Annotated in this window: 26 protein-coding genes; 15 read left to right on the forward strand and 11 right to left on the reverse strand. The window is 61.8% G+C overall.

The genetic code is table 11. The annotated features are described in order from the left end of the window. Window positions 1-17: 17 nt before the first annotated feature. The 3 genes from CUJ91_RS24850 to CUJ91_RS24860 all read right to left on the reverse strand — a co-directional run bounded on the left by CUJ91_RS24850 (window position 18) and on the right by CUJ91_RS24860 (window position 1,359). A complete protein-coding gene (locus CUJ91_RS24850; RefSeq protein ID WP_114157406.1) occupies window positions 18-251 on the reverse strand; it encodes a hypothetical protein in 234 nt (77 codons plus the stop codon). Between the two features lie 89 nt (window positions 252-340). Beyond that, window positions 341-574 (reverse strand): hypothetical protein, encoded by a 234-nt coding sequence (locus CUJ91_RS24855; RefSeq protein ID WP_114157407.1) that lies wholly within the window; start codon window positions 572-574, stop codon window positions 341-343. A 332-nt stretch (window positions 575-906) separates the two neighbouring features. After that, on the reverse strand, window positions 907-1,359 hold the full coding sequence (locus CUJ91_RS24860; RefSeq protein WP_114158053.1) for a winged helix-turn-helix transcriptional regulator: 453 nt from the start codon (window positions 1,357-1,359) through the stop codon (window positions 907-909). Window positions 1,360-1,500: 141 nt separating this feature from the next. On the opposite strand from CUJ91_RS24860, the gene CUJ91_RS24865 reads away from it, so the two are divergent. The 4 genes from CUJ91_RS24865 to CUJ91_RS24880 all read left to right on the forward strand — a co-directional run bounded on the left by CUJ91_RS24865 (window position 1,501) and on the right by CUJ91_RS24880 (window position 4,359). Beyond that, entirely contained in the window at window positions 1,501-2,136 is a 636-nt protein-coding gene (locus CUJ91_RS24865) for an NADPH-dependent F420 reductase (protein WP_114157408.1), read from the forward strand. A 52-nt stretch (window positions 2,137-2,188) separates the two neighbouring features. Then, window positions 2,189-3,130 carry an SDR family oxidoreductase gene (locus CUJ91_RS24870; RefSeq protein ID WP_114157409.1) on the forward strand — a complete coding sequence of 314 codons (942 nt, stop codon included), beginning with the start codon at window positions 2,189-2,191 and terminating at the stop codon, window positions 3,128-3,130. Between the two features lie 150 nt (window positions 3,131-3,280). Further along, window positions 3,281-3,901: an NADPH-dependent F420 reductase gene (locus CUJ91_RS24875; protein WP_114157410.1), complete on the forward strand. Its 621-nt coding sequence runs from the start codon at window positions 3,281-3,283 to the stop codon at window positions 3,899-3,901. 62 nt (window positions 3,902-3,963) lie between these two features. Then, window positions 3,964-4,359: a nuclear transport factor 2 family protein gene (locus CUJ91_RS24880; RefSeq protein WP_114157411.1), complete on the forward strand. Its 396-nt coding sequence runs from the start codon at window positions 3,964-3,966 to the stop codon at window positions 4,357-4,359. 57 nt (window positions 4,360-4,416) lie between these two features. On the opposite strand, the gene CUJ91_RS24885 is transcribed toward CUJ91_RS24880, so the two are convergent. Next, window positions 4,417-4,995 (reverse strand): TetR/AcrR family transcriptional regulator, encoded by a 579-nt coding sequence (locus CUJ91_RS24885; protein ID WP_114157412.1) that lies wholly within the window; start codon window positions 4,993-4,995, stop codon window positions 4,417-4,419. A 287-nt stretch (window positions 4,996-5,282) separates the two neighbouring features. On the opposite strand from CUJ91_RS24885, the gene CUJ91_RS24890 reads away from it, so the two are divergent. Further along, a complete protein-coding gene (locus tag CUJ91_RS24890) occupies window positions 5,283-5,987 on the forward strand; it encodes an SDR family oxidoreductase (RefSeq protein ID WP_006050409.1) in 705 nt (234 codons plus the stop codon). A gap of 37 nt (window positions 5,988-6,024) precedes the next feature. Here the strand turns inward: CUJ91_RS24890 and CUJ91_RS24895 are convergent, their stop codons facing one another. Then, window positions 6,025-6,879, reverse strand: a complete 855-nt coding sequence (locus CUJ91_RS24895; protein WP_006050410.1) for a PA4780 family RIO1-like protein kinase — start codon at window positions 6,877-6,879, stop codon at window positions 6,025-6,027. Between the two features lie 356 nt (window positions 6,880-7,235). Between CUJ91_RS24895 and CUJ91_RS24900 the strand changes: the two genes are divergently transcribed. The 4 genes from CUJ91_RS24900 (at window position 7,236) to CUJ91_RS24915 (ending at window position 11,664) form a co-directional block, all read left to right on the forward strand. Continuing rightward, window positions 7,236-7,718, forward strand: coding sequence for a MarR family winged helix-turn-helix transcriptional regulator (locus CUJ91_RS24900; RefSeq protein ID WP_114157413.1), 483 nt, complete (start codon window positions 7,236-7,238; stop codon window positions 7,716-7,718). A gap of 73 nt (window positions 7,719-7,791) precedes the next feature. Further along, window positions 7,792-8,802 (forward strand): carbon-nitrogen hydrolase family protein, encoded by a 1,011-nt coding sequence (locus CUJ91_RS24905; RefSeq protein WP_114157414.1) that lies wholly within the window; start codon window positions 7,792-7,794, stop codon window positions 8,800-8,802. A gap of 107 nt (window positions 8,803-8,909) precedes the next feature. Then, window positions 8,910-10,262, forward strand: a complete 1,353-nt coding sequence (locus CUJ91_RS24910; RefSeq protein ID WP_114157415.1) for an epoxide hydrolase family protein — start codon at window positions 8,910-8,912, stop codon at window positions 10,260-10,262. 55 nt (window positions 10,263-10,317) lie between these two features. After that, window positions 10,318-11,664 (forward strand): epoxide hydrolase, encoded by a 1,347-nt coding sequence (locus CUJ91_RS24915; RefSeq protein WP_114157416.1) that lies wholly within the window; start codon window positions 10,318-10,320, stop codon window positions 11,662-11,664. A 47-nt stretch (window positions 11,665-11,711) separates the two neighbouring features. On the opposite strand, the gene CUJ91_RS24920 is transcribed toward CUJ91_RS24915, so the two are convergent. Further along, window positions 11,712-12,395, reverse strand: coding sequence for an HD domain-containing protein (locus CUJ91_RS24920; protein ID WP_114157417.1), 684 nt, complete (start codon window positions 12,393-12,395; stop codon window positions 11,712-11,714). 220 nt (window positions 12,396-12,615) lie between these two features. Here CUJ91_RS24920 and CUJ91_RS24925 point away from each other — a divergent pair, with 220 nt between their 5' ends. The 6 genes from CUJ91_RS24925 to CUJ91_RS24950 all read left to right on the forward strand — a co-directional run bounded on the left by CUJ91_RS24925 (window position 12,616) and on the right by CUJ91_RS24950 (window position 18,952). Further along, window positions 12,616-13,515: a LysR family transcriptional regulator gene (locus CUJ91_RS24925; RefSeq protein WP_006050416.1), complete on the forward strand. Its 900-nt coding sequence runs from the start codon at window positions 12,616-12,618 to the stop codon at window positions 13,513-13,515. Between the two features lie 127 nt (window positions 13,516-13,642). Then, entirely contained in the window at window positions 13,643-14,965 is a 1,323-nt protein-coding gene (locus CUJ91_RS24930) for an MFS transporter (RefSeq protein ID WP_114157418.1), read from the forward strand. 42 nt (window positions 14,966-15,007) lie between these two features. Continuing rightward, the gene (locus tag CUJ91_RS24935; protein ID WP_114157419.1) at window positions 15,008-16,048 is read left to right on the forward strand and encodes an amidohydrolase family protein; all 1,041 of its coding nucleotides are present in this window, start codon (window positions 15,008-15,010) and stop codon (window positions 16,046-16,048) included. Further along, a complete protein-coding gene (locus CUJ91_RS24940; protein WP_006050419.1) occupies window positions 16,045-16,713 on the forward strand; it encodes an RraA family protein in 669 nt (222 codons plus the stop codon). The genes CUJ91_RS24935 and CUJ91_RS24940 overlap by 4 nt, the downstream gene beginning before the upstream one ends. Before the next feature lie 11 nt (window positions 16,714-16,724). Further along, window positions 16,725-17,123 carry a hypothetical protein gene (locus CUJ91_RS24945; RefSeq protein ID WP_006050420.1) on the forward strand — a complete coding sequence of 133 codons (399 nt, stop codon included), beginning with the start codon at window positions 16,725-16,727 and terminating at the stop codon, window positions 17,121-17,123. A 149-nt stretch (window positions 17,124-17,272) separates the two neighbouring features. Then, the gene (locus CUJ91_RS24950; RefSeq protein ID WP_006050421.1) at window positions 17,273-18,952 is read left to right on the forward strand and encodes a thiamine pyrophosphate-binding protein; all 1,680 of its coding nucleotides are present in this window, start codon (window positions 17,273-17,275) and stop codon (window positions 18,950-18,952) included. On the opposite strand, the gene CUJ91_RS24955 is transcribed toward CUJ91_RS24950, so the two are convergent. From CUJ91_RS24955 to CUJ91_RS24975, 5 genes are all read right to left on the reverse strand, one after another. After that, complete coding sequence (locus tag CUJ91_RS24955; protein WP_006050422.1) at window positions 18,933-19,886, reverse strand: LysR family transcriptional regulator; 954 nt, start codon at window positions 19,884-19,886, stop codon at window positions 18,933-18,935. The genes CUJ91_RS24950 and CUJ91_RS24955 overlap by 20 nt on opposite strands. 57 nt (window positions 19,887-19,943) lie before the next feature. Next, on the reverse strand, window positions 19,944-21,125 hold the full coding sequence (locus tag CUJ91_RS24960; RefSeq protein WP_244231019.1) for a lactonase family protein: 1,182 nt from the start codon (window positions 21,123-21,125) through the stop codon (window positions 19,944-19,946). A 129-nt stretch (window positions 21,126-21,254) separates the two neighbouring features. Then, complete coding sequence (locus CUJ91_RS24965) at window positions 21,255-22,196, reverse strand: helix-turn-helix domain-containing protein (RefSeq protein ID WP_029968888.1); 942 nt, start codon at window positions 22,194-22,196, stop codon at window positions 21,255-21,257. A 282-nt stretch (window positions 22,197-22,478) separates the two neighbouring features. Then, entirely contained in the window at window positions 22,479-23,504 is a 1,026-nt protein-coding gene (locus CUJ91_RS24970) for a porin (protein WP_114157421.1), read from the reverse strand. Between the two features lie 149 nt (window positions 23,505-23,653). Continuing rightward, window positions 23,654-24,964: an MFS transporter gene (locus CUJ91_RS24975; RefSeq protein ID WP_114157422.1), complete on the reverse strand. Its 1,311-nt coding sequence runs from the start codon at window positions 24,962-24,964 to the stop codon at window positions 23,654-23,656.

Consider the following 24,964-nt stretch of genomic DNA (forward strand, 5'->3'; position numbering starts at 1 on the left):
TCTCCCCGGCGCTTAACTCACGCCTTGGCGAACTGCAGGCCGCCGAAGTTCATGATCGTCGGGATCTCGACCTTCGTCTGCGTGTCGGTCTGCGTGACCGGTGCCACGACGACGCCGGGGCTGGCGAAGCCGCCGCCGTAAGCAGCATTGAGGTTGCCGAGGTTGTAGTTGCTGCCGCCGCGTACAGCGGACAGAGCCTTGGCGGACAGGTCTTCGGTGTGGGCGATGTCTTTGATGGTGAGCGAGGTCATGGTAAGTCTCCTGGAGCTGTTTCTTTGTTTCGGGTTGGAAGTACGTTCGGCGAGCAAGGGGGAGAGCGCCGCTCTCCCCGGCGCTTAACTCACGCCTTGGCGAACTGCAGGCCGCCGAAGTTCATGATCGTCGGGATCTCGACCTTCGTATGCGTGTCAGTCTGCGTGACCGGTGCCACGACGACGCCTGGGCTGGCGAAGCCGCCGCCATAAGCGGCATTGACGTTGCCGACGTTGTAGTTGCTGCCGCCGCGTACAGCGGACAGAGCCTTGGCGGACAGGTCTTCGGAATGGGCGATGTCTTTGATGATCAGCGAGCTCATGGTAAATCTCCTGTGAGGGTCTTCAGTCTGGAAGGAAGAGCACTATTCGTTGCGCTCACAGGGGTATTTGCACAGGGTATGCCAGGCTTAATCGCGCAAAGCGGAAATAGCCGTCCAAGCCGCTGAAAACAAAGGGGAATTAAAAATTTACCAGCGGGCTTTTCAAGCGCTTTCGGCACGCGAGGGGGAGAAAGGTGTCGTGCCGTAGCAAACAGGTTTTTGAGGACTGTCTGCGTTGCGAAAACAGCAGCGGGGTTTTGGTAATTCGCGACGCACCCGGTGGTGTGCGCATATCGTTCGTGCGACGTAACACGGCGCGCTTGCCGTCTTGCTTATTCCTTGCTCTCAGGAAACATACATCCGCCATTGCGGATCAGCGCCTTCACCTCTTCGCTCACCTGCACGGGGTTTCGATTTAATCGGGCAACGAACTCCTTGCAGCGCCGCACGTACGACTTCGAATCGTGCTTCGCGCTCCAAACGACTATGTTAAGCACGACGGGAATGAGGTCCAGGCCCTTCTCGGTCAGCGTGTAGAAGTCCTTCCGCCTGTCGTCGGCACTGGGTGCCCTCGAGAGAATTCCTTGCTCCTCAAGAAACGCAAGGCGCGAAGCAAGGACATTGGTCGCGATTCCCTCCTCCGATCTCAGGAACTCGCCATACGTCTTCTTGCCGGCAAAGACGATGTCGCGAATGATCAGGAGCGACCACCGGTCGCCGAAAACCTCCACGCCGTAGTTCACTGCGCAATGGGACCGAATGTCTTCTTTAGATGTCGTCTTCATGGATGTCGTCTTCATCGCTCGATATTAACATCGCTTGCATAACGCAAGTAATTTGCGCCGTTTACTTGTTTTTTGCAAGCAATATGTTTAGCATGGTTGTTCGGGAGTACGAGCAGCACCCAACAAACCAGGAGGCTGCATATGAGCACTATCAGCATCATCGGCACAGGCGGCATGGCCGCAGCGATCGGCGGCCTCGCCGCGAAGGCGGGACACACCGTCGAGGTGACGAGTCGCGACGCCGTCAAGGCGCGGACGCTCGCCGCGCAGATCGGAGCCGGCGCGACGACAGGCGCGTTCGGCGCCGCCCCGGCCGGGGACATTGTCATCCTGGCGGTTCCCTACTCCGCCGTTCTCGACGTGGTGAAGCAGTACGGCGAAGGGCTGGCAGGCAAGGTTCTTGTCGACATCACGAATCCGGTCGCCTCCGACCACACGAGCTTCGTGACCCCTGGAGACAGTTTCGGCGCGAAGGAGATCACTAAGGCCGCCCCTGCCGATGCGGAAGTCGTCAAGGCGTTCAACACCCAGTTCTCCCACGTCCTGGCGGCCGGTCCCGTCCCGGGCCACGCATTGGATGTGTTTATCGCCGGAGACGACGCGCACGCGAAGGCACGCGTCTCGGCGTTCATCGAGAGCCTCGGACTGCGGCCAGTGGATACCGGGCCGTTGCCAATGGCGAGGTCACTGGAGCACGCGTGCCTGCTGTCGCTGGGCCTCCTCGCCCACTCGGTCAAGCACACGAACTTCTCAATCGGCGTCAGCCTTCCCGGCTGAATGCACCGGGACCACCGCTTCCCGCATCACATTACTCATAAGGAACATTCACATGCAGGTTTTCGTCACCGGCGGGACCGGCCATTCCGGCCCGTACATCATCTCCGACCTCATCGCCGCAGGCCATCAGGTCACCGCCCTCGCTCGTTCTGACAAGGCGGCGGCTGCGGTGTCCGCACTCGGTGCGAAGCCGCGTCTCGGTAGCCTCGAGGATCTCGACGGTCTTAAAGAAGCGGCCGCCGCCTCCGACGGAGTCATCCATGTCGCGCACCGGCAAGACCTGATTCCGGTCGGCGGGATCAACGCCGTGGCCGATGCGGAGCTTCAGATCATGCTCGCATATGGCGAGGCGCTGGCCGGAACCGGAAAGCCGCTGGTCTCATCGGGAAGCATCGGCTCGCCCGGCTGGGACAACCTGGGCCGGCCGGCCACCGAGGAGGATCCGCCTCTTCCCGGCGGCGATCCGTACAAGAACACCTTGCGGGTTCGTAACATCGTGGAAACTACCGTAATCGGACTCGCGGAAAAAGGCGTGCGGTCTTCAGTCGTTCGGATTCCTGAAATCATGCACAGCGCGACCGATAATGCCGGCTTCCTTCCGCTGCTGATCGGCCTGGCGAAGGAAAAGGGTGTCGTCGGTTACCCCGGAGACGGTGCGAACAGGTGGGCCGCCGTGCACGCCCGCGACGTCGCCACCGTGTTCCGCCTGGCGCTTGAGAAAGGCGCCGCCGGCAGAAGCTGGCACGCGGTTGCAGAGGGGAGCATTGCGTACCGCGAGATCGCCGAGGCCATCGGCAGTCGCTTGAATCTGCCCGCCGTACCCATTCCCGCGGACGTGCTGATGCTGCCTGGGTACTTCGGATTCCTTGCAAATCTGGTCACGCTGGATACCCCGGCGTCGAATGCGATCACGCGCGAGACGCTCGGCTGGACACCAACGCAGCCCGGCCTGTTCGCCGATATGGACAATGGTCACTACTTCCCTGCCGGCTGAGTTGAGCGGACGGCAAGAACTCCCCCATCGCGCCGAGCCCGTCACGGAGTAGCAGGAAGGTGACGCAAGTGGCTCGGCGCACACGGAAAACATCATGGGCGAAGCCTCGTACAGATCACGGGCATACCCCAACTCAGAAGGATATTTGACATGAGCACGATTAGCATCATTGGCGCAGGAACCATGGCCACGGCCGTCGCCGGCCGTATCGCCAAGGCAGGACATACCGTCGAGGTCCTGAACCGCGACCCAGCCAAAGCGCGGGCGCTGGCCGATAAGCTCTCAGCGGGAGCAACCACGGGGACTTACGCCGCCGCGCCGACAGGCGATATCGTCATCCTCGCCGTGCCGTACGGCAGTGCGGCGGCGGTCGTCGCCGATTACGGAAACGCGCTCGAAGGCAAGGTGATCATCGACATCACCAATCCGGTCGCCCCGGACCTTTCCGGCCTCGTCACCCCGCACGGCAGTTCCGGCGCGCAGGAGATCGCCAAGGGTCTTCCCGCCACCGCGCACGTCGTAAAGGCGTTCAACACCGTCTTCGGCCACGTACTGGCCAAAAACGGACGCCTCGACGCGTTCATCGCAGCCGACGATGCACAGGCCAAGGCGCGCGTCTCGACCTTGATCGAGAGTATCGGACTGCGTCCGTTGGATGTGGGTGGCCTGCACATGGCCGCGACGCTCGAGGCGCTCGGTCTGATGATGATCGGCCTCGCGAAAAACGGCGCCGGCACATGGGATATCGCGTTGAACGTCCAGATCGGCTGAATCACCGGCGCGACGTCCTCCGGCGGCTTTTCGGCCACATGAAACAGAAACGGAGAATTTCAATGAGCACGCAAGACAATGCCCAGATTGTGAAGGATTTTTTTGCAGCAATGGGCCGCGGCGATAAGCAGGGCCTGCTCGCGATTTCCGCCGAAGACATCGAGTGGATCATTCCGGGCGAGTGGCCACTGGCCGGCACTCATCGCGGACACGCGGGATTGGCGGATTTGCTTCAGAAGGCTTCCGACACGGTTGAAACGTCATACCCAGCCCCTTTCGAATTCGTCGCGCAGGGCGACCGGGTTCTGGTCGTCGGCTTCGCCACGGGCAGAGTCAAAGCGACGAACAGGACGTTCGACGACGATTGGGTCTTCGCCATTACCGTTCGAAATGGCAAGGTGACGAACATCCGCGAGTACATCGACACACTTGCACTGGCGCGGGCCTGCGATCTTTAAAGCTGAAGGTCCGGCAACTCGCGACGTGCTCGCCCGCCGTGAATTCGGAGCCAGCGCTCATGGGGTCGTAGATGGCGTCCTATCGACAAGCGTGCGACGCCCCACCTCCAGGATCTCGTCGGCGAAGGCGGGATCGGCGCTCACGACCGCACGCGACAACACGAGTGCGCCGACCATCTGACTGAACGCCGCAATGGCATCGTGACGGCTCTGCTTCGCCGTTGCGCCTTCCGCGGAAATCATGGCTTCAAGCCGGCGGAGATACGCCGCCAGCCCGCGCGTGTAGGACGCGCGCGCCGCGTCGCTCATACGGGGCACGTCGCCCGCGAACCCGGACAGTGGACAGCCGGCCTCGATGTTGCCGCGGTGCCGCGTCGACAGGTAGCGCGCCGCCTGCTTTGCCAGGCTCCCGGCGTTCGGCGAATCTGCATAGTCTTCCATCGCCTTTTCCATCACCGCGGCGACCAGCGCGTCTTTCGACTTGAAATGGTTGTAGAAGCCGCCCTGTGTAAAACCGGCTTCCTTCATCAACTCCGCGAGCCCCACAGCGTCGACCCCGCGCGCGCGGAACAGCCGCTCGGCGGCCGCGACGATCGCGCTGCGGTTCTCGGCGGCCTGCTGTCGTGACACACCCATCGATTCCTCCTTTGTTCAGGCGATCGCATCGATTAATAAACACAATGTCGATCACCATTGACACGCCCGTGTTGCGTCGACACAATGCGTCTTAAGACGATGGCGATCGACATTGAGATAAGTTTAGCCGACTTTGGCCCATGACGCGAAGCGACGCGGGACAAGGTGCAAACGGCAATGTGGGTCATGCCGTCTTTGATGCCGATGTTTCATCCGATTGTTTTCACCCGATTTCTTGCGCCCGGCGAGCCCGCGCGCCGGCGATCAACCCCAGGAAAGGATGCGTCATGAAAATCGAAGGTTCTGTTGTTTTGGTGACGGGCGCGAACCGCGGGCTTGGCCTCGAGTTCGCGAGACAGGCGCTCGAACGAGGCGCGCGCAAGGTCTATGCGGGCGCGCGCGATCCGGCCAGCGTGACGCTGCCGGGCGTCGTGCCTCTCAAGCTGGACGTGACTGATCCGGCGGCTGTGGCCGCTGCCGCGGAAGCCGCGCGCGACGTCACGCTGCTGATCAACAACGCGGGCATTGCGCGGTTCAGCAGCCTGACCGACGACGGCGCGCTCGACGTGTTGCGCGATCACTTCGAAACCAACGTCTTCGGGATGCTCGCGATGTCGCGCGCGTTCGCGGGCCACCTCGCCGGCAACGGCGGCGGCGCGATTCTGAACGTGCTGTCGGTCGCGAGCTGGATCAACCGGCCGATCCTTTCCGGCTACGGCGTGTCGAAGTCGGCCGCGTGGGCGGTGACCAACGGCCTGCGTCATTCGCTGCGCGAGCAGCGCACACAGGTTGTCGGGCTGCATGCCGGCTTCATCGACACCGATCTGACGCGCGGGCTTGAAGTGCCGAAGGCGACACCGGCCGACGTCGTGCGTCAGGCATTCGACGCGATCGAGGCCGGCGCGGAGGAAGTGTCCACCGACGAGTTCACGCGAGAGGTGAAAGCCGCGCTGTCCGCGGGCGTCTATCTGAACGAGCCGGCTCCTCGCTGACGGCGTCGCGGCGTTCACCCGAAACCGAGCGCGGCTATCAACCCGCGCTCAGTTCCTGCTGCCGCCGCAATCGCGCATCTTCCTCAAGACGCGTCTCTTCGAGTTCCTGAAGCACGCCATCGAGATCCACCGGTCGCGTGTCGACTTCGATGCGGCCGGTCAGTTCGATATCGACATGCAGCTGCCCCGATTCGAACAGCGTCCAGATCTCCGCGCCATAACTCGCGGTGAGAATTTGCGGCGCAAACCGTCCGAAGTATGCGGCCAGGTTGTCGACGTCCCGCTTGAGCATCGAGGCGGCTTCGTTGTTGCCGGCGGCGTCGACGGCCTGCGGCAGATCGATGATCACCGGGCCGTCCGCTGCGAGCAGGATGTTGTATTCCGACAGATCGCCGTGAATCATGCCTGCGCAGAGCATGCGGACAACCTGGTTCAGCAGCAGCGCGTGCAGTTCGAGGGCGCGGGCTTCGGTCATATCGACGTCGTTAAGCCGCGGCGCGACGTCGCCCATCTCGTCGATCACCAGCTCCATCAGCAACACGCCGTCGGTGCAAATATAGGGTTGCGGCACGCGCACGCCTGCCGCGGCGAGCCGGAACAGTGCGTCGACTTCAGCGTTCTGCCATGACGCTTCCTGCATCTGACGGCCGTAGCGCGTGCCTTTTTCCATCGCCCGCGCCTGCCGGCTGTTCTTGACCTTGCGGCCGTCCCGATACGACGCGGCTTGCCGAAAGCTTCGCTGCTTCGCGTCCTTGTAGACCTTTGCGCAACGCGTCGATTCGCCGCTGCGCACGACGTAGACCGTTGCCTCCTTGCCGCTCATCAACTGGCCGATGACTTCGTCGATGAGCCCTTCTTCGAGAAGCGGGGCAAGCCGTTTAGGTATTTTCATGCGACCGCCGACTGCAGCTCGACGAACGTGGATTCCGCACGAGTGGAGGGTGAATGGACCGGGCCGATGAAACGCGCAGCCGGTGCCGCTGCGCGCAAGCTTACTGCTGTGGGGATGAATTGAGTCATGCCGGATTATACGGGGGCCGCGGATAAGCCGATTTAAATTCCCCGGCGACTGCTCCTTCGACCCTGCTGCTTCCCCCGCCGCGCCTTTATGTATCTCAACGTATCCACGTCCGACAGCGATACGCACGCTTACAAACAACCGACTTCCGGACACAAGCGAGATACGTCCGTCCGCTCAAATACGCCCATCGCGAGCAAACACCGCTCCGCAAACTGAAGGTGGTGCATATGCAGCATAAGTCGAACGGACCCGTTGAACAGGACTGCACCGCGCGTGAAGCGCCGAGCAGACAGATCGCGCGCAGTTGTTTGCTGACGCGCGCCCGGCAGATCTCGCGTTTCCTCACTTCGATCTACGACGACGCGTTGCGCCCGTTCGGCATCGTCGCTTCGCAGTTCTCATTGCTCGTAATGATCGCGGAGTTCGGGCCGATGAGCCGCTCCGATCTGGGCCGACGCAATTATCACGAGCGCTCGACGCTGACACGGAACCTGCAACCGCTGATCGCCCAGGGCTGGGTTGCCGAAGGCGCGCCAGGCAGCGATGGTCGCAGCCGCCCTCTTTCGCTCACGCACGAAGGCAACGCGCTGCTCACGAATGCCGCTAACGCGTGGGCGGCGGCACAGAGCCACGCGACGCGCGTCCTCGGCGAGGGCGGCGCACATGGCCTCATGAATATCGCGCAGCAATTGCCGCCGCGCATCGTTTGAAGTTTTTCGGTCGATGTTGCATGTGCAAGATCGACCAACGCCTCGCCCCCTTCCCCGCATCAAGGAGTTCGTCATGAAAGTTGTCAAAGCCGCCGCCGTCCAGTTCAGCCCGGTGCTTTATAGCCGTGAAGCCACCGTCGCGAAAGTGGTGCAGAAGATCCACGAACTGGGCCTGAAGGGCGTGCAGTTCGCCACTTTTCCCGAAACGGTCGTGCCTTATTACCCTTACTTTGCGGCAGTCCAGACCGGCATCGAACTTCTTTCGGGATCCGAACATTTGCGTCTGCTCGAGCAGGCTGTGACTGTGCCGTCCGCTGCTACCGACGCGATCGGCAAGGCCGCGCGAGAGGCAGGCATGGTCGTGTCGATTGGCGTGAATGAGCGCGATGGCGGCACGCTATACAACACACAATTGCTCTTCGATGCTGACGGTACGCTGATCCAGCGCCGCCGCAAGATCACGCCGACGCATTTCGAACGCATGATCTGGGGCCAGGGAGATGGCTCGGGCTTGCGTGCAGTCGACAGCGCCGTCGGCCGCATCGGTCAGCTCGCATGCTTCGAACACAACAACCCGCTCGCCCGCTACGCAATGATCGCCGACGGCGAGCAGATCCATTCGGCGATGTACCCCGGCTCTGCCTTTGGCGAGGGGTTTGCGCAGCGCATGGAAATCAATATCCGCCAGCATGCGCTCGAGTCCGGCGCATTCGTCGTCAACGCGACGGCATGGCTCGACGCCGACCAGCAGGCGCAGATCATGAAGGACACCGGTTGTGGAATCGGTCCGATCTCGGGTGGCTGCTTCACCACCATCGTTTCGCCTGACGGCATGTTGATGGCCGAACCGCTCCGCTCGGGAGAAGGCGACGTGATCGTCGATCTCGACTTCGCGCAAATCGACCTCCGCAAGATGCTGATGGACGCGGCCGGCCACTACAACCGCCCCGAACTACTCAGTCTGATGATTGACCGCACGCCCACCGCGCATGTTCACGAACGCGCTCCGCACTCGTTGCCTGTCAGTGACAAGGCTGACGACGATGTGCGCACGCAGGCGGCCGCTGTTGCAGGTTCGCGCTGACCAGAGGATGCTGGTTCGCAAATTTCAAATGATGTGTGTATTCGTGAGGCCGCACGCCGCCGACTTCACCCGCAACACAACACGCTGATCAAGCAGGAGACAATCTCATGTCACAAGACACGCCCCAATCCTCATCCCGCCGCCACTTCGTCAGTGCGGCCGCCGCAGCCCTGGCTGCCGGTTCGCTCAGCCGGCTTGCTTTCGCGGACACCAGCCCGGCAATCGGCAGGATCACCGAACCCGCGAACGGCGACAAGTCCGCAATTCGCCCGTTTCGCGTTCAAGTGCCCGAGGCACAACTCGTCGACATGCGCCGCCGTATCAAGGCGACCCGCTGGCCTGATCGCGAGACCGTGCCCGACGAGTCACAAGGCATCCAGCTCGCCATGATTCAGACGCTAGCGCAATACTGGTCGACCGGCTACGACTGGCGCAAATGCGAAGCACGGCTGAATTCGTATCCGCAGTTCATTACGGAGATCGACGGGCTCGACATCCACTTCCTTCATATCCGCTCGAAGCACGAGAACGCAATGCCGCTGATCGTGACGCACGGCTGGCCCGGCTCGGTCATCGAACAGTTCAAGATCATCGACCCGCTCGTCAATCCGACTGCGTACGGCGCACCGGCTTCGGATGCATTCCACCTCGTGATTCCGTCGTTGCCCGGCTACGGCTTTTCGGCACGGCCCACAACGACCGGCTGGGGTCCGGAGCGCACCGCCCGTGCGTGGGTCACGTTGATGAAAAGGCTCGGCTACGAGCGCTTTGCATCGCAGGGCGGCGATCTTGGCGGCATCGTCACCAACATCATGGCGAAACAGGCGCCGCCCGAACTGATCGGCATTCATGTGAATTTCCCGGCGGCCGTTCCGGCTGAGATCCTCAAATCGCTGGCGGCCGGCGATCCGATGCCTCAAGGCTTATCGGACGAGGAGAAGCACGCTTATGACCAGTTGAGCGCGAACTTCAAGAAGAAGCGGGGCTACGCGGTCGAAATGGGCACGCGGCCACAGACGCTCTATGGACTTGCCGACTCGCCCGTTGCGCTGGCGTCCTGGCTGCTGGATCACGGCGATGGCTACGGCCAGCCCGCAGCGGCGCTGAGCGCGGCCGTGCTCGGGCATCCCGTCAATGGACATTCGGCAGGCGCGCTGACGCGGGACGACATTCTCGACGACATCACGCTTTACTGGATAACCAATACAGGTGTGTCGGCTTCGCGTTTCTACTGGGAGTCGCACGCGAATTTCTTCCTTGCGGCCGACGTCAACGTGCCTGCCGCAGTGAGCGCTTTTCCGGGAGAAAACTACCAGGCGCCGAAGAGCTGGACCGAAAAGGCCTATCACAACCTGATGTACTTCAACAAACCCGAAACCGGCGGACACTTCGCGGCATGGGAAGAACCGATCATCTTCGCGAATGAAGTGCGAGCGGGGTTAAGGCCATTGCGTGCGTAAAGCGCGAAACGCTCCGACCCGCATGCGTTGGAGCACTCATTGCAGGAGAGTCACCATGTATTTTGCAGCATCATCAACGCCCGCGCGGCGCAAGCTTGCTGCGTTTGTCGCAGCCTCTTTGGGCCTTACGCTAGCGACGGCTTTCAGCTCTGCGTACGCGGTTCCAGCACCGGATGTACTTCCGGCAACACAGCATGCAAGCGTCCAGGACGAGTCGATCCGTCCGTTTGCACCGGTTCATGTGCCGCAGGTCGCGATCGACGACCTTCGCAGGCGTATCGCCGCCACTCAATGGCCGGAAAAGGAGACCGTAGCGGATTCGTCACAGGGCGTGCAGCTTGAGACGATGCAGAAACTCGCGCGCTATTGGGCAACGGATTATGACTGGCGTAAAGCGGAAGGGGCGCTCAATGCGTTACCGCAATTCGTGACGACCATTGACGGCGTGGACATCCATTTCATCCATGTTCGATCGAAGAACCCGAATGCGCTTCCATTGATCATCAATCATGGCTGGCCCGGCTCGGTGCTGGAACAGGTCAAGCTCATCGGGCCACTGACCGACCCCGTCGCGTATGGCGGAAAAGCCGACGATTCGTTTGACGTCGTCATCCCGTCGATGCCCGGCTACGGTTTCTCCGGCAAGCCGACGACGACCGGCTGGGGTCCCGAACACATGGCGCGCGCGTGGGCCGAGTTGATGCGCCGTCTCGGCTATCAGCATTACGTCGCTCAAGGCGGGGACTGGGGTGCGTTCGTCGTCGATCAAATGGGCTTGCAGGCACCTCCGGGGCTGCTCGGCATCCACACCAACATGCCCGCGACAGTTCCTGCGGACATCGACGAGGCGCTAAGAATCGGCGCCCCGGCGCCAGCCGGTATGTCAGCGGATGAGAAACGCGCCTACGGGCAGCTCGCCCAAACGTTCAAGCAAGTGGACTACGCCCGCTTGATGGGCTCCCGCCCGCAGACGCTCTACGGCATTGACGATTCACCCGTCGGCCTGGCGGCCTGGCTACTCGATCACAACGACGCCAATGCTCAGCCCGCCGCGGCAGTCGCTGCAGCGCTGAACCGGAGTGCGAGCGCAACAGGCGAACTGACGCGTGACGAAGTTCTCGACAACATCACGCTGTATTGGCTGACTAATACGGGCGTGTCTGCGTCGCGTCTCTATTGGGAATATAAGGGTGGATTCTTCAACGCAAAAGGCGTCAAGGTTCCAGTCGCCGTCAGCGTATTCCCCGGCGAGCAATATCAGGCGCCGCGTAGCTGGACCGAGAAGGCCTACCCTCACCTCATCTATTACCATCAGGCCGAGAAAGGAGGCCATTTTGCAGCGTGGGAGCAGCCGACGATATTTGCTCAGGAACTGAGGGCGGCTTTCCGGTCGCTACGGTAAGTGGCGTGCTCTCTCCCGCCGTCCGCACTCCCCGTCATCAATCCAGTTCAGCCGTGCCGATGCCCCGGATCATTGCAGATGCACGCGTAATTCGAGTCGTTCCAAGCGTTTCCAAGAATGATGCTGCAAAAGTTCTTGCGACGGAAACCGGGGTCCTTCAACGCAAGCACGTCGTCGTTGACCGTGCCGAATGTCGAGTCCGGCCGGTGCTTCATGCCCTCGTTAAAGGCGTCAATAATCTGCTCCTTGAAGTTCTCCCCGCGAGGGTGAGCCGCCACCACCACCTTGCGCTGTTCCTCGGTGAACTCGTCATACGCGAAGCCCAGCACGTCCATCTCGACGCCTGCCGTTACCAGTTGAACCACTGGCTTCTTGAACGGCGGAATACCCGGCGTGGTATGCAGCGCGATCGCGTCCCACACGAGGTCGACCTCGCCTTCGGGAATGCCATGCCCCTGAAGGAAGCTGCGCGCCGCATTTGCGCTGTCGACCTCGAAGCGGTTCTGCGATCCGCGAAACTGTTCGCTAAGACCCATGTCATGGAACATTGCGCCTATATACAGAAGCTCGGGGTCATACTTCAACCGCTTGCGCTCGCCGGCGAGGGCGCCGAAAAGAAATACGCGAGTGGAGTGATGGAAAAGCAGGTCCGACTCTGTATCGCGAACCAGTTGAGTGGCTGCGCGTGCCATTGCGCTGTCGGGAATCTTGATTCCTGCAATCGTCGTCATGTTCGTTGCTCCAATGTGTGCGTAGTTGCCGCGCATTCCGGGCGGCTTGAGATAGCTACGTTGAGAAGGAAAGCCCGCACCCAAAGTATCGGAGTGCGGCAAGCAACTTTCAATTCGATCGATGCCTGGAACACAGCCAACCAGACGGCGTTTTCTGCCAACTGCGGCGCCTACGACGGTGTAGGTTATGCTGCGCATACCGACGACAGACACCATCGCCATGAACCTTAGGGCTCTACAGTGCTTCGTGATTCTTGCAGAGGAGCTCAATTTCAGCCGCGCCGCGGAGCGCTTGCATATCGCGCAGCCCGCGCTCAGCCAGCAGATCCGTTCACTCGAAGACCGGCTCGGCACGCAGCTTGTCGATCGCGCGAGGCGTCCGCTCGCGCTCACGGAAGCCGGCCACTATCTTTGCACAGAGGCTCGCCAGATACTCGGCGCATTGGAGCAGGCCGGCCTCGCGACGCAGGAAATCGGCGTGGGCCGGCGCGGCTGGCTCAGCGTCGGCTTCACGCGCTCGGCGATGTACAGCATCTTGCCGCCCGCGCTCAAGGCATTTCATCACGCGTATCCGCAAGTGGAATTGAAGCTCTTCGAGATGCTCACCGAAGAACAGACCGATGCGTTGCGCGACATGCGCATTCATATCGGCATCGGCCGGCAGCCGCTGGCCATCGACGGTTGCACGTCATATCCGCTGCTGCGCGAACGGGTCATGGTCGCACTGGAGCCCGGTCATCCGCTCGCCGCGCAGAAGAAAGTCAAAATCGCCGATCTCGCGGATACGCCGTTGATCCTTTATCCGAAGCATCAGAATGCGCAGTTCAAGCGCTCGGTTCTATCGTTGTATCGGGACGCCGGTCTGACGCCGCTCGTCGCTCATCAGGCGTATGAAATCCAGACTGCAATCGCGCTCGTGGCGGCCGGACTCGGCGTCACCTTCATCGGCGAATCCGTCGCGCGGCTCGGCCGCAGCGACGTCGTGTATCGCCATCTGACCGGGCCCGGTTCAACGCATCGCTCGACGCTCGCCGCAACTTTTCGTACAGACGACGCTTCACCCCATTTGCGTGCATTCCTCGCCTGTCTGCCGCCGCCAATTGCGGACGCAGCACTATAAGCAAAAACCTATAGAAGCATAAGCAACCCGTCTTGGACTCATCACCGCCGCGTTCTTATCATTGATTCCACACATGACAAGAACGCAGGGACGGCAACTTCGCCGTCGCCGCAAGGTAGGAGACAGGATGAATCCGATCGACGAAGCCGCCACCATGCGAAAGGTCTATGGGCGCCTGATGCCCCTGCTTTTCGCCATGATGTTTTTCAACTATCTGGACCGGATCAACATCGGATTCGCCGCGCTGGATATGAACAAGCAGCTCGGCTTCAGCCCCGCTGTGTTCGGATTTGCAGGCAGCATTTTCTTTGTCGGCTACATGCTGCTCGAAGTGCCGAGCAACCTGCTGTTACATCGCGTCGGCGCACGCCGCTGGATCGCGCGCATTCTTCTGACATGGGGCGCTGTGGCCGCGGTCACCGCGTTCGTCTTCAACGACACGAGCTTCTACGTGCTGCGTTTTCTGCTCGGCGTGATGGAAGCGGGCTTCCTGCCGGGCGTCGCGGTCTATCTGACGAAATGGTTTCCTGTACGTTACCGGGCGCGCGCCGTGGGCGGCTACATCATTGCCGGTTCTTTTTCGGCGGTGCTGGGCGGTCCCATTTCCACCGCGCTGATGACTTACGCGGACGGCGTTCTCGGCCTGCACGGCTGGCAGTGGATGTTCATTCTGGAAGGCGTGCCGGCGATGCTGCTCGGCCTTCTCACACTGCGCATCATGACCGAGCGCCCCGCCGACGCCGCCTGGCTTTCCGCCGATGAAAAACGCTGGCTCGAATCGACGCTCGCCGCCGAGCGCGAGGCCTTGGGAGGCAACACGCATTTTCCGCTGCTGCGCGTGGCGGCCGACATCCGCGTGTGGAGTCTTGCATGCCTGTTCGGCTGCGCGCTGGTCGGCATTTATGGATTGTTCCTGTGGCTGCCGCAGATCGTCAAAAGCCTTGGATATCTAACTAATCTCGAAGTCGGTTTTCTGTCCGCCGCGCCGCCGTTGCTCGGCGTACTCGGGACTTTCCTGATTAGCCGCAGTTCCGATCGTACCGGCGATCGCAAGAAACACCTCGCTTTCGTCTATGGCATGAGTGCACTTGCCATTGCCGGCAGCGCGTATGCGCCTAACCCCGTCATCGCCTATGTGCTGTTGTGCATCACGGGCCTGTTCATCTACGCGGGCAATCCGCTGTTCTGGAGCCTGGCGTCATCGTTCAGAACGGGAGCCGCGGGCGCCGCGACGATCGCGCTCATCAACACCATCGCGCAATTCGGCGGGCTCGTAGGGCCGTGGAGCATCGGACTCGTGCGCAGCGCGACCGGCAACTTCAAGCTTGCGCTGCTGACCATTGCCGCGTTCCTTCTTGTATCGACGATCATCGCGCTCGTGATGCGAGTCACGGCATCGGACGACGAAACCGCCTCGCTCACCGCCGGCGATGCCGCGCCGCGTGCTTGACGAATAACCCTTGCGACAACCAGAACGAAGGTACTTGCAGACATGATCATCGATTGTCACGGGCATTACACGACCTCGCCGCCGCAGCATGAAGCATGGCGCATACAGCAGATCGCCGCGCTAAAGGACGGTCACATGCCACCGGCACGCCCCAACATTAGCGACGACGAAATCCGCGAAAGCATCGAAACGGGCCAACTGCGCATTCAACGCGAGCGCGGAACGGACCTCACGATTTTTTCGCCACGCGCCGCAGGCATGGGTCACCATCTGGCCACCGCCGAAGCGAACGCGCACTGGTCGCGCGAATGCAACGACCTCGTGCATCGCGTGTGTTCGCTGTTTCCGCGCAATTTCGTCGGCGTATGCCAGTTGCCGCAAGCGCCGGGCGTGCCGCCCGCGAACTGTATCGACGAATTGCGGCGCTGTGTCGAAGAACTCGGCTTTATCGGCTGCAATCTGAATCCCGATCCATCCGGCGGACACTGGTCCGGACTGCCGCTCACGGATCGTTCGTGGTATCCGCTTTATGAAGCGATGGTGGAACTGGACGTGCCCGCGATGATCCACGTGTCGTCATCGTGCAATCCGAATTTACACGCGACGGGCGCGCATTACATCAACGGCGACACGTCCGTGTTCATGCAGTTGCTCACCGGCGATCTGTTCGCCGACTTTCCCACCTTGCGCTTCGTCATTCCGCACGGCGGCGGAGCAGTGCCCTATCACTGGGGACGTTACCGCGGTCTCGCGCAGGACATGAAGCGTCCGCTGCTGCGCGACTATCTGCTGAACAACGTGTTCTTCGATACGTGCGTGTATCACCAGCCGGGCGCGGAATTGCTCGCGAAAGTCATTCCGGTAGAGAACATTCTGTTCGCGTCGGAAACGATAGGCGCGGTGCAAGGCATTGATCCGGAAACCGGCCACTATTACGACGATACGCGCCGCTACATCGATGCAATCGGTTGGCTCAGCGACGCGGACCGGCAACGTATCTACGAAGACAATGCGCGAGCGGTGTACCCGCGGCTTTCGCGTCAACTCGATCGACAATTCGCGGCGCAAGGAGCGATTGCATGAACCCAATAGGATGGCGGGAATTTGAGTCCGCACCGCAGGCTCGGCCCGCGACGCTCGACGCATTGCGCGAGCTCGCGGTCTCGCTGCTCAGCGACAACATGGCGCGAGCGAGCGGCATGATCGGACTGCGGCCGTATCATCGGCCGAAGCCTCTCGCGGGCACGGCGGTGACCGTGCATACGCGGCCCGGCGATAACCTCGCGATTCATCGCGCGTTCGATTTTTGCCGGCCCGGCGACGTGCTGGTGATCGACGGCGCGGGCGACCTTACGCAGGCGCTGATGGGCGAGATCATGGCGAGCTTCGCGCAAAGCCTCGGCGTCGAAGGACTCGTGATCGACGGCGCAATCCGCGATGTCGGCGCGTTGCGTCAGCGCGATTTTCCGGTGTATGCGCGCGGCGTCACGCATCGTGGTCCGTACAAGAACGGCCCTGGCGAAATCAATGTGCCTGTCACGGTAGGCGGCATGGTGGTCCGTCCAGGCGATATCATTGTCGGCGATGAAGACGGCCTGCTCGCAATCGCGCCCGCCGATGTCGACGCCGTTATCGAAGGCGCGCGCCGGCAACATGCGAAAGAAACGGCCGCCTTGAAGTCGATTGCGGAAGGCAATTTCGACCGCTCGTGGGTGGCCCCGCAACGCGACAGGATGATGAACACCTGAATGTGAGCCTCATGGCGCAATATCTGAACGCTGCAACGCTTCTTGAACTCGCGCGCGCCGCGGAAGCACGCGCAAGCGCGCCCTGCCCGTGCATGAAGACGCCGCTCGACGGCTGGCAATCGCAACCGCTGTCACTCGATGAAACGCAGTTCGGGGAAATCGGTACGCTTTCTACTGAAGACTATATAGAGCCGACCTTCAGCGAGTATCTCCCCGGCAAGACGACCTACTGGTCCGTCGATGCGCCTATTGCACCACGCTACTTTCCATACAACCGCTGCGCGGTATGGGAATGCAAGTTATGCGGACGTCTCTATCTGCACTACACGGAAGGCGGCGGCTATTTCGTCGATCGCAGGATTCGCGCTGTAAAAGCCGGGCTGGTTGAAGACGTGCCGCTGGAGTCTTAATCGGCCAGGCACTCACCAGCCGCCAAACTCATAACTGCTATGCATCCCTCGCAATGTGCAGCGCAAACGGCAACCGCATAATGCCGTGACGCAACGCTCACATTGAAGCCGCGTTTGTCCCGCGAACCGGCAACGAGGAACCCCAATCCATGTCTGACAATGCAAATGCAAATGCCGTTGCACAACCGCGCAATGGCGGACGCATTCTCGTCGATGCGCTCGCGCGCAACGGCGTCGATACCGTCTATTGCGTTCCCGGCGAAAGCTATCTGCCGGTGCTCGACGCGCTGCACGACGCGCATGGCATCCGCGTGATCACGACGCGCCATGAAGGCGCAGCGTCGAACATGGCCGATGCATACGGCAAGATCACCGGCCGCCCCGGCATCTGCTTCGTCACGCGCGGCCCCGGCGCCACGCACGCGAGCAACGGCGTGCACACGGCCAGTGAAGACTCCACGCCGATGATCCTGTTCATCGGCCAGGTGGAACGGGACTTCATGGGCCGCGGCGCATTCCAGGAAGTCGACTACCGCCAGATGTTCGGCGGGATTGCCAAGTGGGTCACGGAAATCGACAGCACCGAACGCATTCCCGAGATTCTCGCGAAGGCATTCAGCATCGCGATGTCGGGGCGCCGCGGTCCAGTGGTGATCGCGCTGCCCGAAGACGTGCTGTTCGGATCGGCAACCGTAGCCGATGCCCCCGCGGCACGTGTCGTCGAGGCGGCGCCCACGGCGCACGCGCTGAGTGAACTGCGCGCGCTACTCGAACGCGCGTCGCGGCCGCTCGCGATCGTCGGCGGCACCGGTTGGGATGCCGACGCAACCGCCGCGTTCGGACGCTTCGTCGTATCGAACGATCTACCCGTCGCCGCCTCGTTCCGCCGCCAGGACCTCTTCGATAATCGCGATCCGCACTATGTCGGCCAGCTCGGCCTCGGCGTATCGCCGAAGCTCGCCGAACGCGCGCGCACCGCCGACCTGTTGATCGTGGTCGGCTCGCGGCTCGCGGAGACGACGTCGTCGGGCTATACGTTGTTCGAAAGCCCGACGCCCGCGCAGATGATGATTCATGTGCATCCCGATCCGGAGGAACTCGGCCGCGTCTACCAGGCGCGCTTGCCGATCAACGCCGGCCTGCGCGAGTTCGCGCTCGCGCTGGATAGCGTCGCGCCGGTCAGCTCGCATGCGTGGGCGCAATGGACGAAGGACGCGCGCGCCGACTACGTGGCTCATTCGACGCCGCCCGCGCCATCGCCGGAAATTGCGGGTGTGGATCTCGCGCATGTGGTCGGCCACCTGAACGAAGTGCTGCCCGACGACGCCGTCATTTCGAACGGCGCGGGCAACTACACGGTCTGGGTGCACCGCTACTACCGCTACAGGATGCCCGCGACCGAGCTCGCTCCCACGAACGGCGCAATGGGCTACGGCTTTCCCGCCGCCATTGCCGCCAAGCTGCGCGATCCGCAACGCAGCGTGGTCTGCTTCGCCGGCGACGGCTGTTTCATGATGTACCCGCAGGAGCTCGCCACCGCCGTACAGTTCGGCGCGCCGCTTATCGTCATCGTCGTCAACAACGGGATGCTCGGCACGATTCGCATGCACCAGGAACGCGAGTATCCGGGCCGCGTCTCGGCGACCCAGCTCGCGAATCCGGATTTCGTCGCGCTAGCCAAAGCGTTCGGCGCACACGCGGAGCGCGTCGAACGTACCGAGGATTTCCCCGCTGCGTTCGAGCGCGCGCAACAGGCCGGCGTCGCGGCGCTGATCGAACTGCGCACCGATCCGCGGCAGATCACGCCGGTTAGCCGTCTGAGTGCATGAGCGTGGCCGCGTGCAACGTCGTATTCGGCCACGTGCCGTCGCTGACGAGATCCGCGGCAAGATCGCGGATCATCTGCGCGACGTTCCATACGCCTTCCGGCATCACGCGGTTTTGCGGCCACGCGATGGCGACTTCCCGCTGCACGACGGGGTCCGTCAACGGAAAACATTTCACCGTGCCCGATGCCACTTCGTCGACGACGGCGGCTGCGGGCAGCGCAGTCGCGCCGCATCGTTCGATCACGAGGCGCTTCGTGATGGATATCGAGCCATCGCATTCGAGGGCGATCATAGGCGCAAAGCCGTGCCGCGCCGCAAGCGATTCCACGAGCACGCGCAGTCCGTGATGCGTGCTCGGCAGAATCAACGGAACGCCGGCGAGCCCGCTGACCGCAAACGGCCCGTCGGGCACCGGCGATGCGGCGGGCGTCACGAGGCACACCTGCTCCGACAGCAGCGCATCGAACTGGCTTGTGCCCGGATGCTCGGGCACGTACATGATCGCGAGATCGATCTCGCCGTCGTTCAGCAAGCCGAGAAGATGAGTCGCGAGTCCTTCGACGAAACGCACTCGCGTGGCCGGATAGCGCGCCTTCAGACGATGGCCGAGACTGCCGAACATCATGCGCGCGATGGTGGGCTGCGCGGCAACGGCGAGCGTGGCCGGCCCGCGCGCGGCGCTGTCCTGCATCGCGACGCGAGCTTCGTCGAGCGTCTTTTCCATCGCGAGCGCGTAACCGAGGAGTTGTTCACCACGCGCGGTGAGCCCGACTCCGCGGCCGCTACGGCGAAAGAGCCGCACGCCGAGCTCCGCTTCGAGCATGCCGATACGCCGGCTGACGGTCGACTGATTCGCGCCCAGCTCCATCGCGGTGCGCGAGATGCTGCCGGTTTTCGCGACGCGCGCGAACAGGGCGAGATCGTCTGAGTTCATGGACGCGGAGTAGTTAGCCGGAATAGTTAGCCGTACTGCGCGAGTGCGTCGTACCGTTCACCGCGTTACAAACGCTATGCTCACAGGAGACGGCACGCTCGCCGATTGCCCGGTCTGCGACAGCATGCCAGAAGCATTGTCGATAGCGAGCACGTTCACTGTGCCGCTGCGCTGATTCGCGACCAGCATCCACTTTCCGGACGAATCGATCGCGAATGCCCACGGCTTCTCACCGCCCGACGAAATGCGCTGAACCAGCGACAGTTCGCCGGAGGCCGCATCGACGCGATAGACCGCGAGCAGATTCTCCGCGCGATTTTCGGCGTACACGAAGCGTCCGTCGCCGCTGACCGCGATTTCCGCTCCGCTCGGCGTGCCCTTGAAGTTTTCGCCGCTGACCGGCAACGACTGCCGCAACGTCAAGCGCCCTTGCGGTGCGTCCCAACGAAACACCAGCACCTGCGCGGACAATTCGCTGATCACATAGACAAACTGACCGTTCGCGCCGAATGCGATATGACGCGGCCCGCTGCCCGGCGGCGCAGCGAACGATCGCGGAGGAGTGGCGTCGTCGGCCACGAGCGCGTGCGCCGCGCGGTCAAAGCCGTAAACGAACACGCGATCGGCGCCGAGGTCGGGAACAAGTGCATACCGCCCCGAGGGATCGACTGCCGCGCTATGCGCATGCGCGCTTGCCTGCCTGCGGTTCGGGCCCGAACCGGTCTCCTTAACCGTGCTGACGACCGCGCCCAGGCTTCCATCGTCATTGACCGCGATGCTCGATACCGAACCGCCGCCGTAGTTCGCAGCGAGCAACGTCATCGACGGGATGTCCAGGTACAGGTTCGTGGTGCCGCTGCCTCTCGTCGCAACCTCGTTGATTCTGGCGAGCGCGCCGTTCGAGCGATTCACCGCGTAGGCGATCACGCGCCCTTCTTTCGTGTTGTCGTCGTCGACCGCGTAGAGCACCGGCAAAGCCGGATGCGCGGCGACCCATGTGGAGCGCGGCCCCTCGGCAACCTTGCCGATCGTCGTGAGGCGGCCCGTGGACGTATCGAAGCGCATGGCGTGAATCTGGCGGTCCTGCGTGCCGATGTACACGAGTTCCGTGCGCGCGTCTTGCGACGATGTGCCCGCACTGCTGCACGCACTCAATGCCGCCGCGAGCGACATCAGTACAGCGAACGCGCCGGTTTTAACGTATTGGGTACGCCTGATTCTCGTTAAAGGCTGGGTCATGGGCGACGAATCTGGAGACCTGAGTGAACTAGAGATGTTTCCAGACTATTCGATTCACCGCGGTACGTCCCTGCATAAAAGCACGATTCGCCGGCATTTTTCGCTGCACGCGCTGCGTTGTCCAGGCGCTTACTGTGACGAAGCCTTGCGATGAGGCTGCTGCCGCGCGGCCACGCGAAACTGGCTGGGTGCCTGACCGACTTCCCTGCGAAAGAAGCGCGTGAAATACGCGGCATCGGCGAAACCGAGGCCAAAAGCAATCTGCTCCACCGACATGTCGCCGAAGATCAGATTGCGTTTCGCCTCCGTAATGATGCGGGCGTGGATCATCTTGGTCGGGCTTTGCTCAGTCGCCGACGCGCACGCTGCACGCAGTTGCACGAGAGACACCGCCATCATCGATGCATAGTCCTGCAGCGGCAGATTCTCGCGGAAGTGTTCATCGATCAGCTTGCGAAAACGTTCGACGAGCCGAATGTCGTTGCGAGTCGAGCTTTCGTGCGCCGCATCGAGGCGCGCCTCGCGAACCAGCTTGAGCAAAAGCATGGTGAGCAGCGCTTCGGTGCCGACCACATGGCCGGTCGCATCCGATTCCACTTCTTCCTTCAGGCTGTGGATCAAGCTGCAGAACTCCATTCCCGCTTCTGCGGAATGGGCAAGCGGAATCACGCGCGGCGCAGCCCACAGTGCGATGAATTCGTGAAGCCTGGCGTTCACCTGCGCCAGATAGGCGACCTCGATCGTGACGACCCAGCGGTCGGCATCGACTTCATAGTCGAGACCATGCACGCACTCGGTCGGCAACAGCAATGCGCACGGCCCTTCGAACGGCACGCTGCTGCCTTCCAGATTCATCACGCCGCGCCCATTGCGCACGAATATCACTTGCCCGTAGGCCGGATGTGCGTGAGGCTCGGTTCGCCAGCGGCCTCGTTCGGTGACATGTCCAACGTGCACGAACCAGTCCCGTTCTTCAGGGCGCTCAACGTACAGACGAACCTTCGGAACAGTTGTCAGCTTCGCCTTGGAACCGGACCGCGTTTGATACTTTGCCGACGCACTGTTTGTCATAAAGTCTCCTTGGCCGCTACGGATTCACGCGCCCACTATCAGCATTCCGGTTTCGCGAGCCATCGGGCAGCGCGATGCGGATAACCGCATGCTGCTCGTGGCGTATGGCGAGTGGAACCGCGAAGTGCGTGAGAAGATGGACGCGGCACGAATTGCGGTGCGCATGCGCGAGTTTGCAGCAGCGCTAACAGCGGAAAAAACCCACGAGAGCGCCGTAGATTTTTGCATATCTTCGAACAGCACGCGCCCTGCTATTTACCCGAACGCGCAGCGCGGCGGCGATCAGAATCGATGCACCATGCCGATAATCGCGCCGCGCGTGTCGGCGCCCGGCGCGACGGCAAGGCCCGTATAACCGGTGCCGTTGAGCGTGAAGCGCGCCTGATTGCGGTTCTGGATGAAGCCTGCGGAGCCGTACAGCGTCGTGCGTTTCGACAGTGAATAGGCGTACGTCAGACCGACCTGCTGCGCATTATTGCCCTGCCCGGTCCGGTCATGCGCATAGCCATACATGACTGAAAACTGCGCGGCCGGACTGAATGCATAAGAACCGGATGCCTCATACACATCGCGTTTGATACTGTTATCGGTCTGGTGTTCGGTGTGGTACGCCAGATAGAACCGCGCGGCCCCTACAGCGACAGACGCCCCCGCGTTGAACAGTTTGAGTGTGGACGTTCCCGCGGCGTTCGCCGCCTGTTCGTAACCTGCGGCGATGCGAAAAGGCCCGTTCTCGTAGCGAAGCGCCGCGTTATAGAACTGGAATCCGTTCGTCGGCTTCGTGGTGGAATCGCGCATTGCCACCATGAACTGCGCGCTCAGGCCGTACACCGTCGGCGTGAAATAAGAAATCGCGTTGTTCACGCGCAAGGTCAGGCTGTTGAAGTTATTCATTGGCGAGCCAATGCTCATGACCGCCACAGGGTCGAGCTCGGGGTTGATAAAGATGTACTGAGGCGTGTTTTGCAGGCCAAAGCGCGTCTCGCCGAATGCGCCGGATAGACCGACCCACGCCTGCCGGTTAAAAGCGGCGGCCGAATTTGAAGCCGCGCCTGTCACGCCGGAGAAGCCCTGCTCCAACTGGAAATTGACGTGCAGACCGCCACCTATGTCTTCACTGCCCTTCAAGCCGTACCGGCTTGCGAACAGTCCGCCGGACACCGCGCGAAGAACCGTTCCCGCAGCGGAATTCCGGTATTCGATGCCGTTGTCGATAACCCCGTACAGCGTGACCGACGACTGCGCGTATGCAGAATTGAAAGCGCATGCCGATGCAATCACGGATAAACCCATGATGGTCTTTTTCATTTCGTCTCCTGTTTATAGTTTGTTTGTGCGAGCCTGATCCCGGCCGCCAGGGTCGCTACGGCCGCTACGGTCGCTACGGTCGCTACGGTCGCTGTGCGCTATCAAGCGTATTGAATGAGCGGTGGCGCGTCCCTACACAAAAGTCAGTTTCACTGGCATTTTTTGGGTAGTACTGGCTCGAGCGAAAGCGCCTCGTCGACCTCGTTGATTTTTGGCGCCCATTCGCGGCGAAGCAGAATGACGGTGCTCGCCGCGCCCATTAACAGGAAGATAAAAATCGCCATCATCGGCAGTTCGTAGCTTCCGCCAACGTGCAGAAGCCAGCCCGAAAGACTCGCCGATACACCTCCCGCCAGGCTGGTCGCGACCTGCTGTAGCCCGGTGTTCAAGCCGACGGCCTGAGTTGGAATCAACGTCAGTTTGCACAGCGCGAGATTGTTCGCTGTGACGAGCCCCAGCAGCGACAGCGAAGCTACGTTCCAGAAGAGCGCCATGTCCGCGGTACGCGCATAGGCGCCGAGCAGAACCGTCGTGCCGCCGATAAAACCCGCCACGATAAAACATTTGCGCACGAACACGGCGTCGTGTCCGCGCGCGATCATGCGGTCTGCGGCGAACCCCGCGAGCGCCGCCACGACCGCGATCCCCGCAAAGCTAAAAAACGTATAAACGCCCGACTTCTCCAGCGAAAGCCCGCGCTGTTCCACCAGATAGGCAGGCATCCATGTCATGCAGTAGAACGCGAAGTAGCTGTAGCAGAAATTGTTGACGAGCCCGCCCCATACGACAGGGCTCGCCAGCAGATTACGGAGCGGCACCGAAGCGGCCCGATGCATGGCCGCCGCAAGTTCATCGCGCGACGGGTAATCGTTTCGCACCATCAGCAGCCAGGGCAGCAACCAGACGAGTCCGACGAGTCCTGTTGCAATGAACATCAGTTGCCACGAATACCCGACGATCATCCACGCCGCGATAGGCGCACCGAGTGCGGGCCCCATCTTGCCGCCAATCGAAAAGATGCCTAATGCAGTGCCTTTCTGCGTTTCCGCGAAGTTGTTCGCGAGATAGCGATAGGTGGCCGGCACCACCACCGCTTCCGCAACGCCGATAAGCAGACGCATCACGATCAGCGCCGACAATGTCGTCACCATGCCGGTGGCCGCGGCTGCCAGACACCACAGCAGGAAGCACACGGAATACGGCCACTTCACGCCATAGCGATCGACGAGCCAGCCCATCGGCATCTGAAACAGGCCATAAGACCAGAAGACGGCGGAATTGAGCCAGCCGCGCTCGATGCTCGTCAGCGCAAAATGCCGGACAAAGCTTTTGTCCGCGAGCGCAGCGGAAAGGCTCGTGCGATCGACAAAAGAAATCAGCAGACCTAGCGCGAGAAGCACGAGGATGCCCCAGGGGTTTTCAGCGCCCGCGCGTCTGTGCGTCAACTGATTCGTCTCCAT

The organism is Paraburkholderia graminis (assembly GCF_003330785.1).
In the GTDB taxonomy this organism is placed as follows: domain Bacteria; phylum Pseudomonadota; class Gammaproteobacteria; order Burkholderiales; family Burkholderiaceae; genus Paraburkholderia; species Paraburkholderia graminis.

Coding starts and splice junctions, on each gene's coding strand:
- CUJ91_RS24880 (WP_114157411.1), top strand. CDS start 3,964: ATGAGCACGCAAGACAATGCCCAGATTGTGAAGGATTTTTTTGCAGCA.
- CUJ91_RS24910 (WP_114157415.1), top strand. CDS start 8,910: ATGTCACAAGACACGCCCCAATCCTCATCCCGCCGCCACTTCGTCAGT.
- CUJ91_RS24850 (WP_114157406.1), bottom strand. CDS start 251: ATGACCTCGCTCACCATCAAAGACATCGCCCACACCGAAGACCTGTCC.
- CUJ91_RS24975 (WP_114157422.1), bottom strand. CDS start 24,964: ATGGAGACGAATCAGTTGACGCACAGACGCGCGGGCGCTGAAAACCCC.
- CUJ91_RS24930 (WP_114157418.1), top strand. CDS start 13,643: ATGAATCCGATCGACGAAGCCGCCACCATGCGAAAGGTCTATGGGCGC.
- CUJ91_RS24940 (WP_006050419.1), top strand. CDS start 16,045: ATGAACCCAATAGGATGGCGGGAATTTGAGTCCGCACCGCAGGCTCGG.
- CUJ91_RS24950 (WP_006050421.1), top strand. CDS start 17,273: ATGTCTGACAATGCAAATGCAAATGCCGTTGCACAACCGCGCAATGGC.
- CUJ91_RS24905 (WP_114157414.1), top strand. CDS start 7,792: ATGAAAGTTGTCAAAGCCGCCGCCGTCCAGTTCAGCCCGGTGCTTTAT.
- CUJ91_RS24865 (WP_114157408.1), top strand. CDS start 1,501: ATGAGCACTATCAGCATCATCGGCACAGGCGGCATGGCCGCAGCGATC.
- CUJ91_RS24945 (WP_006050420.1), top strand. CDS start 16,725: ATGGCGCAATATCTGAACGCTGCAACGCTTCTTGAACTCGCGCGCGCC.
- CUJ91_RS24960 (WP_244231019.1), bottom strand. CDS start 21,125: ATGACCCAGCCTTTAACGAGAATCAGGCGTACCCAATACGTTAAAACC.
- CUJ91_RS24890 (WP_006050409.1), top strand. CDS start 5,283: ATGAAAATCGAAGGTTCTGTTGTTTTGGTGACGGGCGCGAACCGCGGG.
- CUJ91_RS24955 (WP_006050422.1), bottom strand. CDS start 19,886: ATGAACTCAGACGATCTCGCCCTGTTCGCGCGCGTCGCGAAAACCGGC.
- CUJ91_RS24935 (WP_114157419.1), top strand. CDS start 15,008: ATGATCATCGATTGTCACGGGCATTACACGACCTCGCCGCCGCAGCAT.
- CUJ91_RS24965 (WP_029968888.1), bottom strand. CDS start 22,196: ATGACAAACAGTGCGTCGGCAAAGTATCAAACGCGGTCCGGTTCCAAG.
- CUJ91_RS24915 (WP_114157416.1), top strand. CDS start 10,318: ATGTATTTTGCAGCATCATCAACGCCCGCGCGGCGCAAGCTTGCTGCG.
- CUJ91_RS24920 (WP_114157417.1), bottom strand. CDS start 12,395: ATGACGACGATTGCAGGAATCAAGATTCCCGACAGCGCAATGGCACGC.
- CUJ91_RS24900 (WP_114157413.1), top strand. CDS start 7,236: ATGCAGCATAAGTCGAACGGACCCGTTGAACAGGACTGCACCGCGCGT.
- CUJ91_RS24870 (WP_114157409.1), top strand. CDS start 2,189: ATGCAGGTTTTCGTCACCGGCGGGACCGGCCATTCCGGCCCGTACATC.
- CUJ91_RS24875 (WP_114157410.1), top strand. CDS start 3,281: ATGAGCACGATTAGCATCATTGGCGCAGGAACCATGGCCACGGCCGTC.
- CUJ91_RS24860 (WP_114158053.1), bottom strand. CDS start 1,359: ATGAAGACGACATCTAAAGAAGACATTCGGTCCCATTGCGCAGTGAAC.
- CUJ91_RS24970 (WP_114157421.1), bottom strand. CDS start 23,504: ATGAAAAAGACCATCATGGGTTTATCCGTGATTGCATCGGCATGCGCT.
- CUJ91_RS24895 (WP_006050410.1), bottom strand. CDS start 6,879: ATGAAAATACCTAAACGGCTTGCCCCGCTTCTCGAAGAAGGGCTCATC.
- CUJ91_RS24925 (WP_006050416.1), top strand. CDS start 12,616: ATGAACCTTAGGGCTCTACAGTGCTTCGTGATTCTTGCAGAGGAGCTC.
- CUJ91_RS24855 (WP_114157407.1), bottom strand. CDS start 574: ATGAGCTCGCTGATCATCAAAGACATCGCCCATTCCGAAGACCTGTCC.
- CUJ91_RS24885 (WP_114157412.1), bottom strand. CDS start 4,995: ATGGGTGTGTCACGACAGCAGGCCGCCGAGAACCGCAGCGCGATCGTC.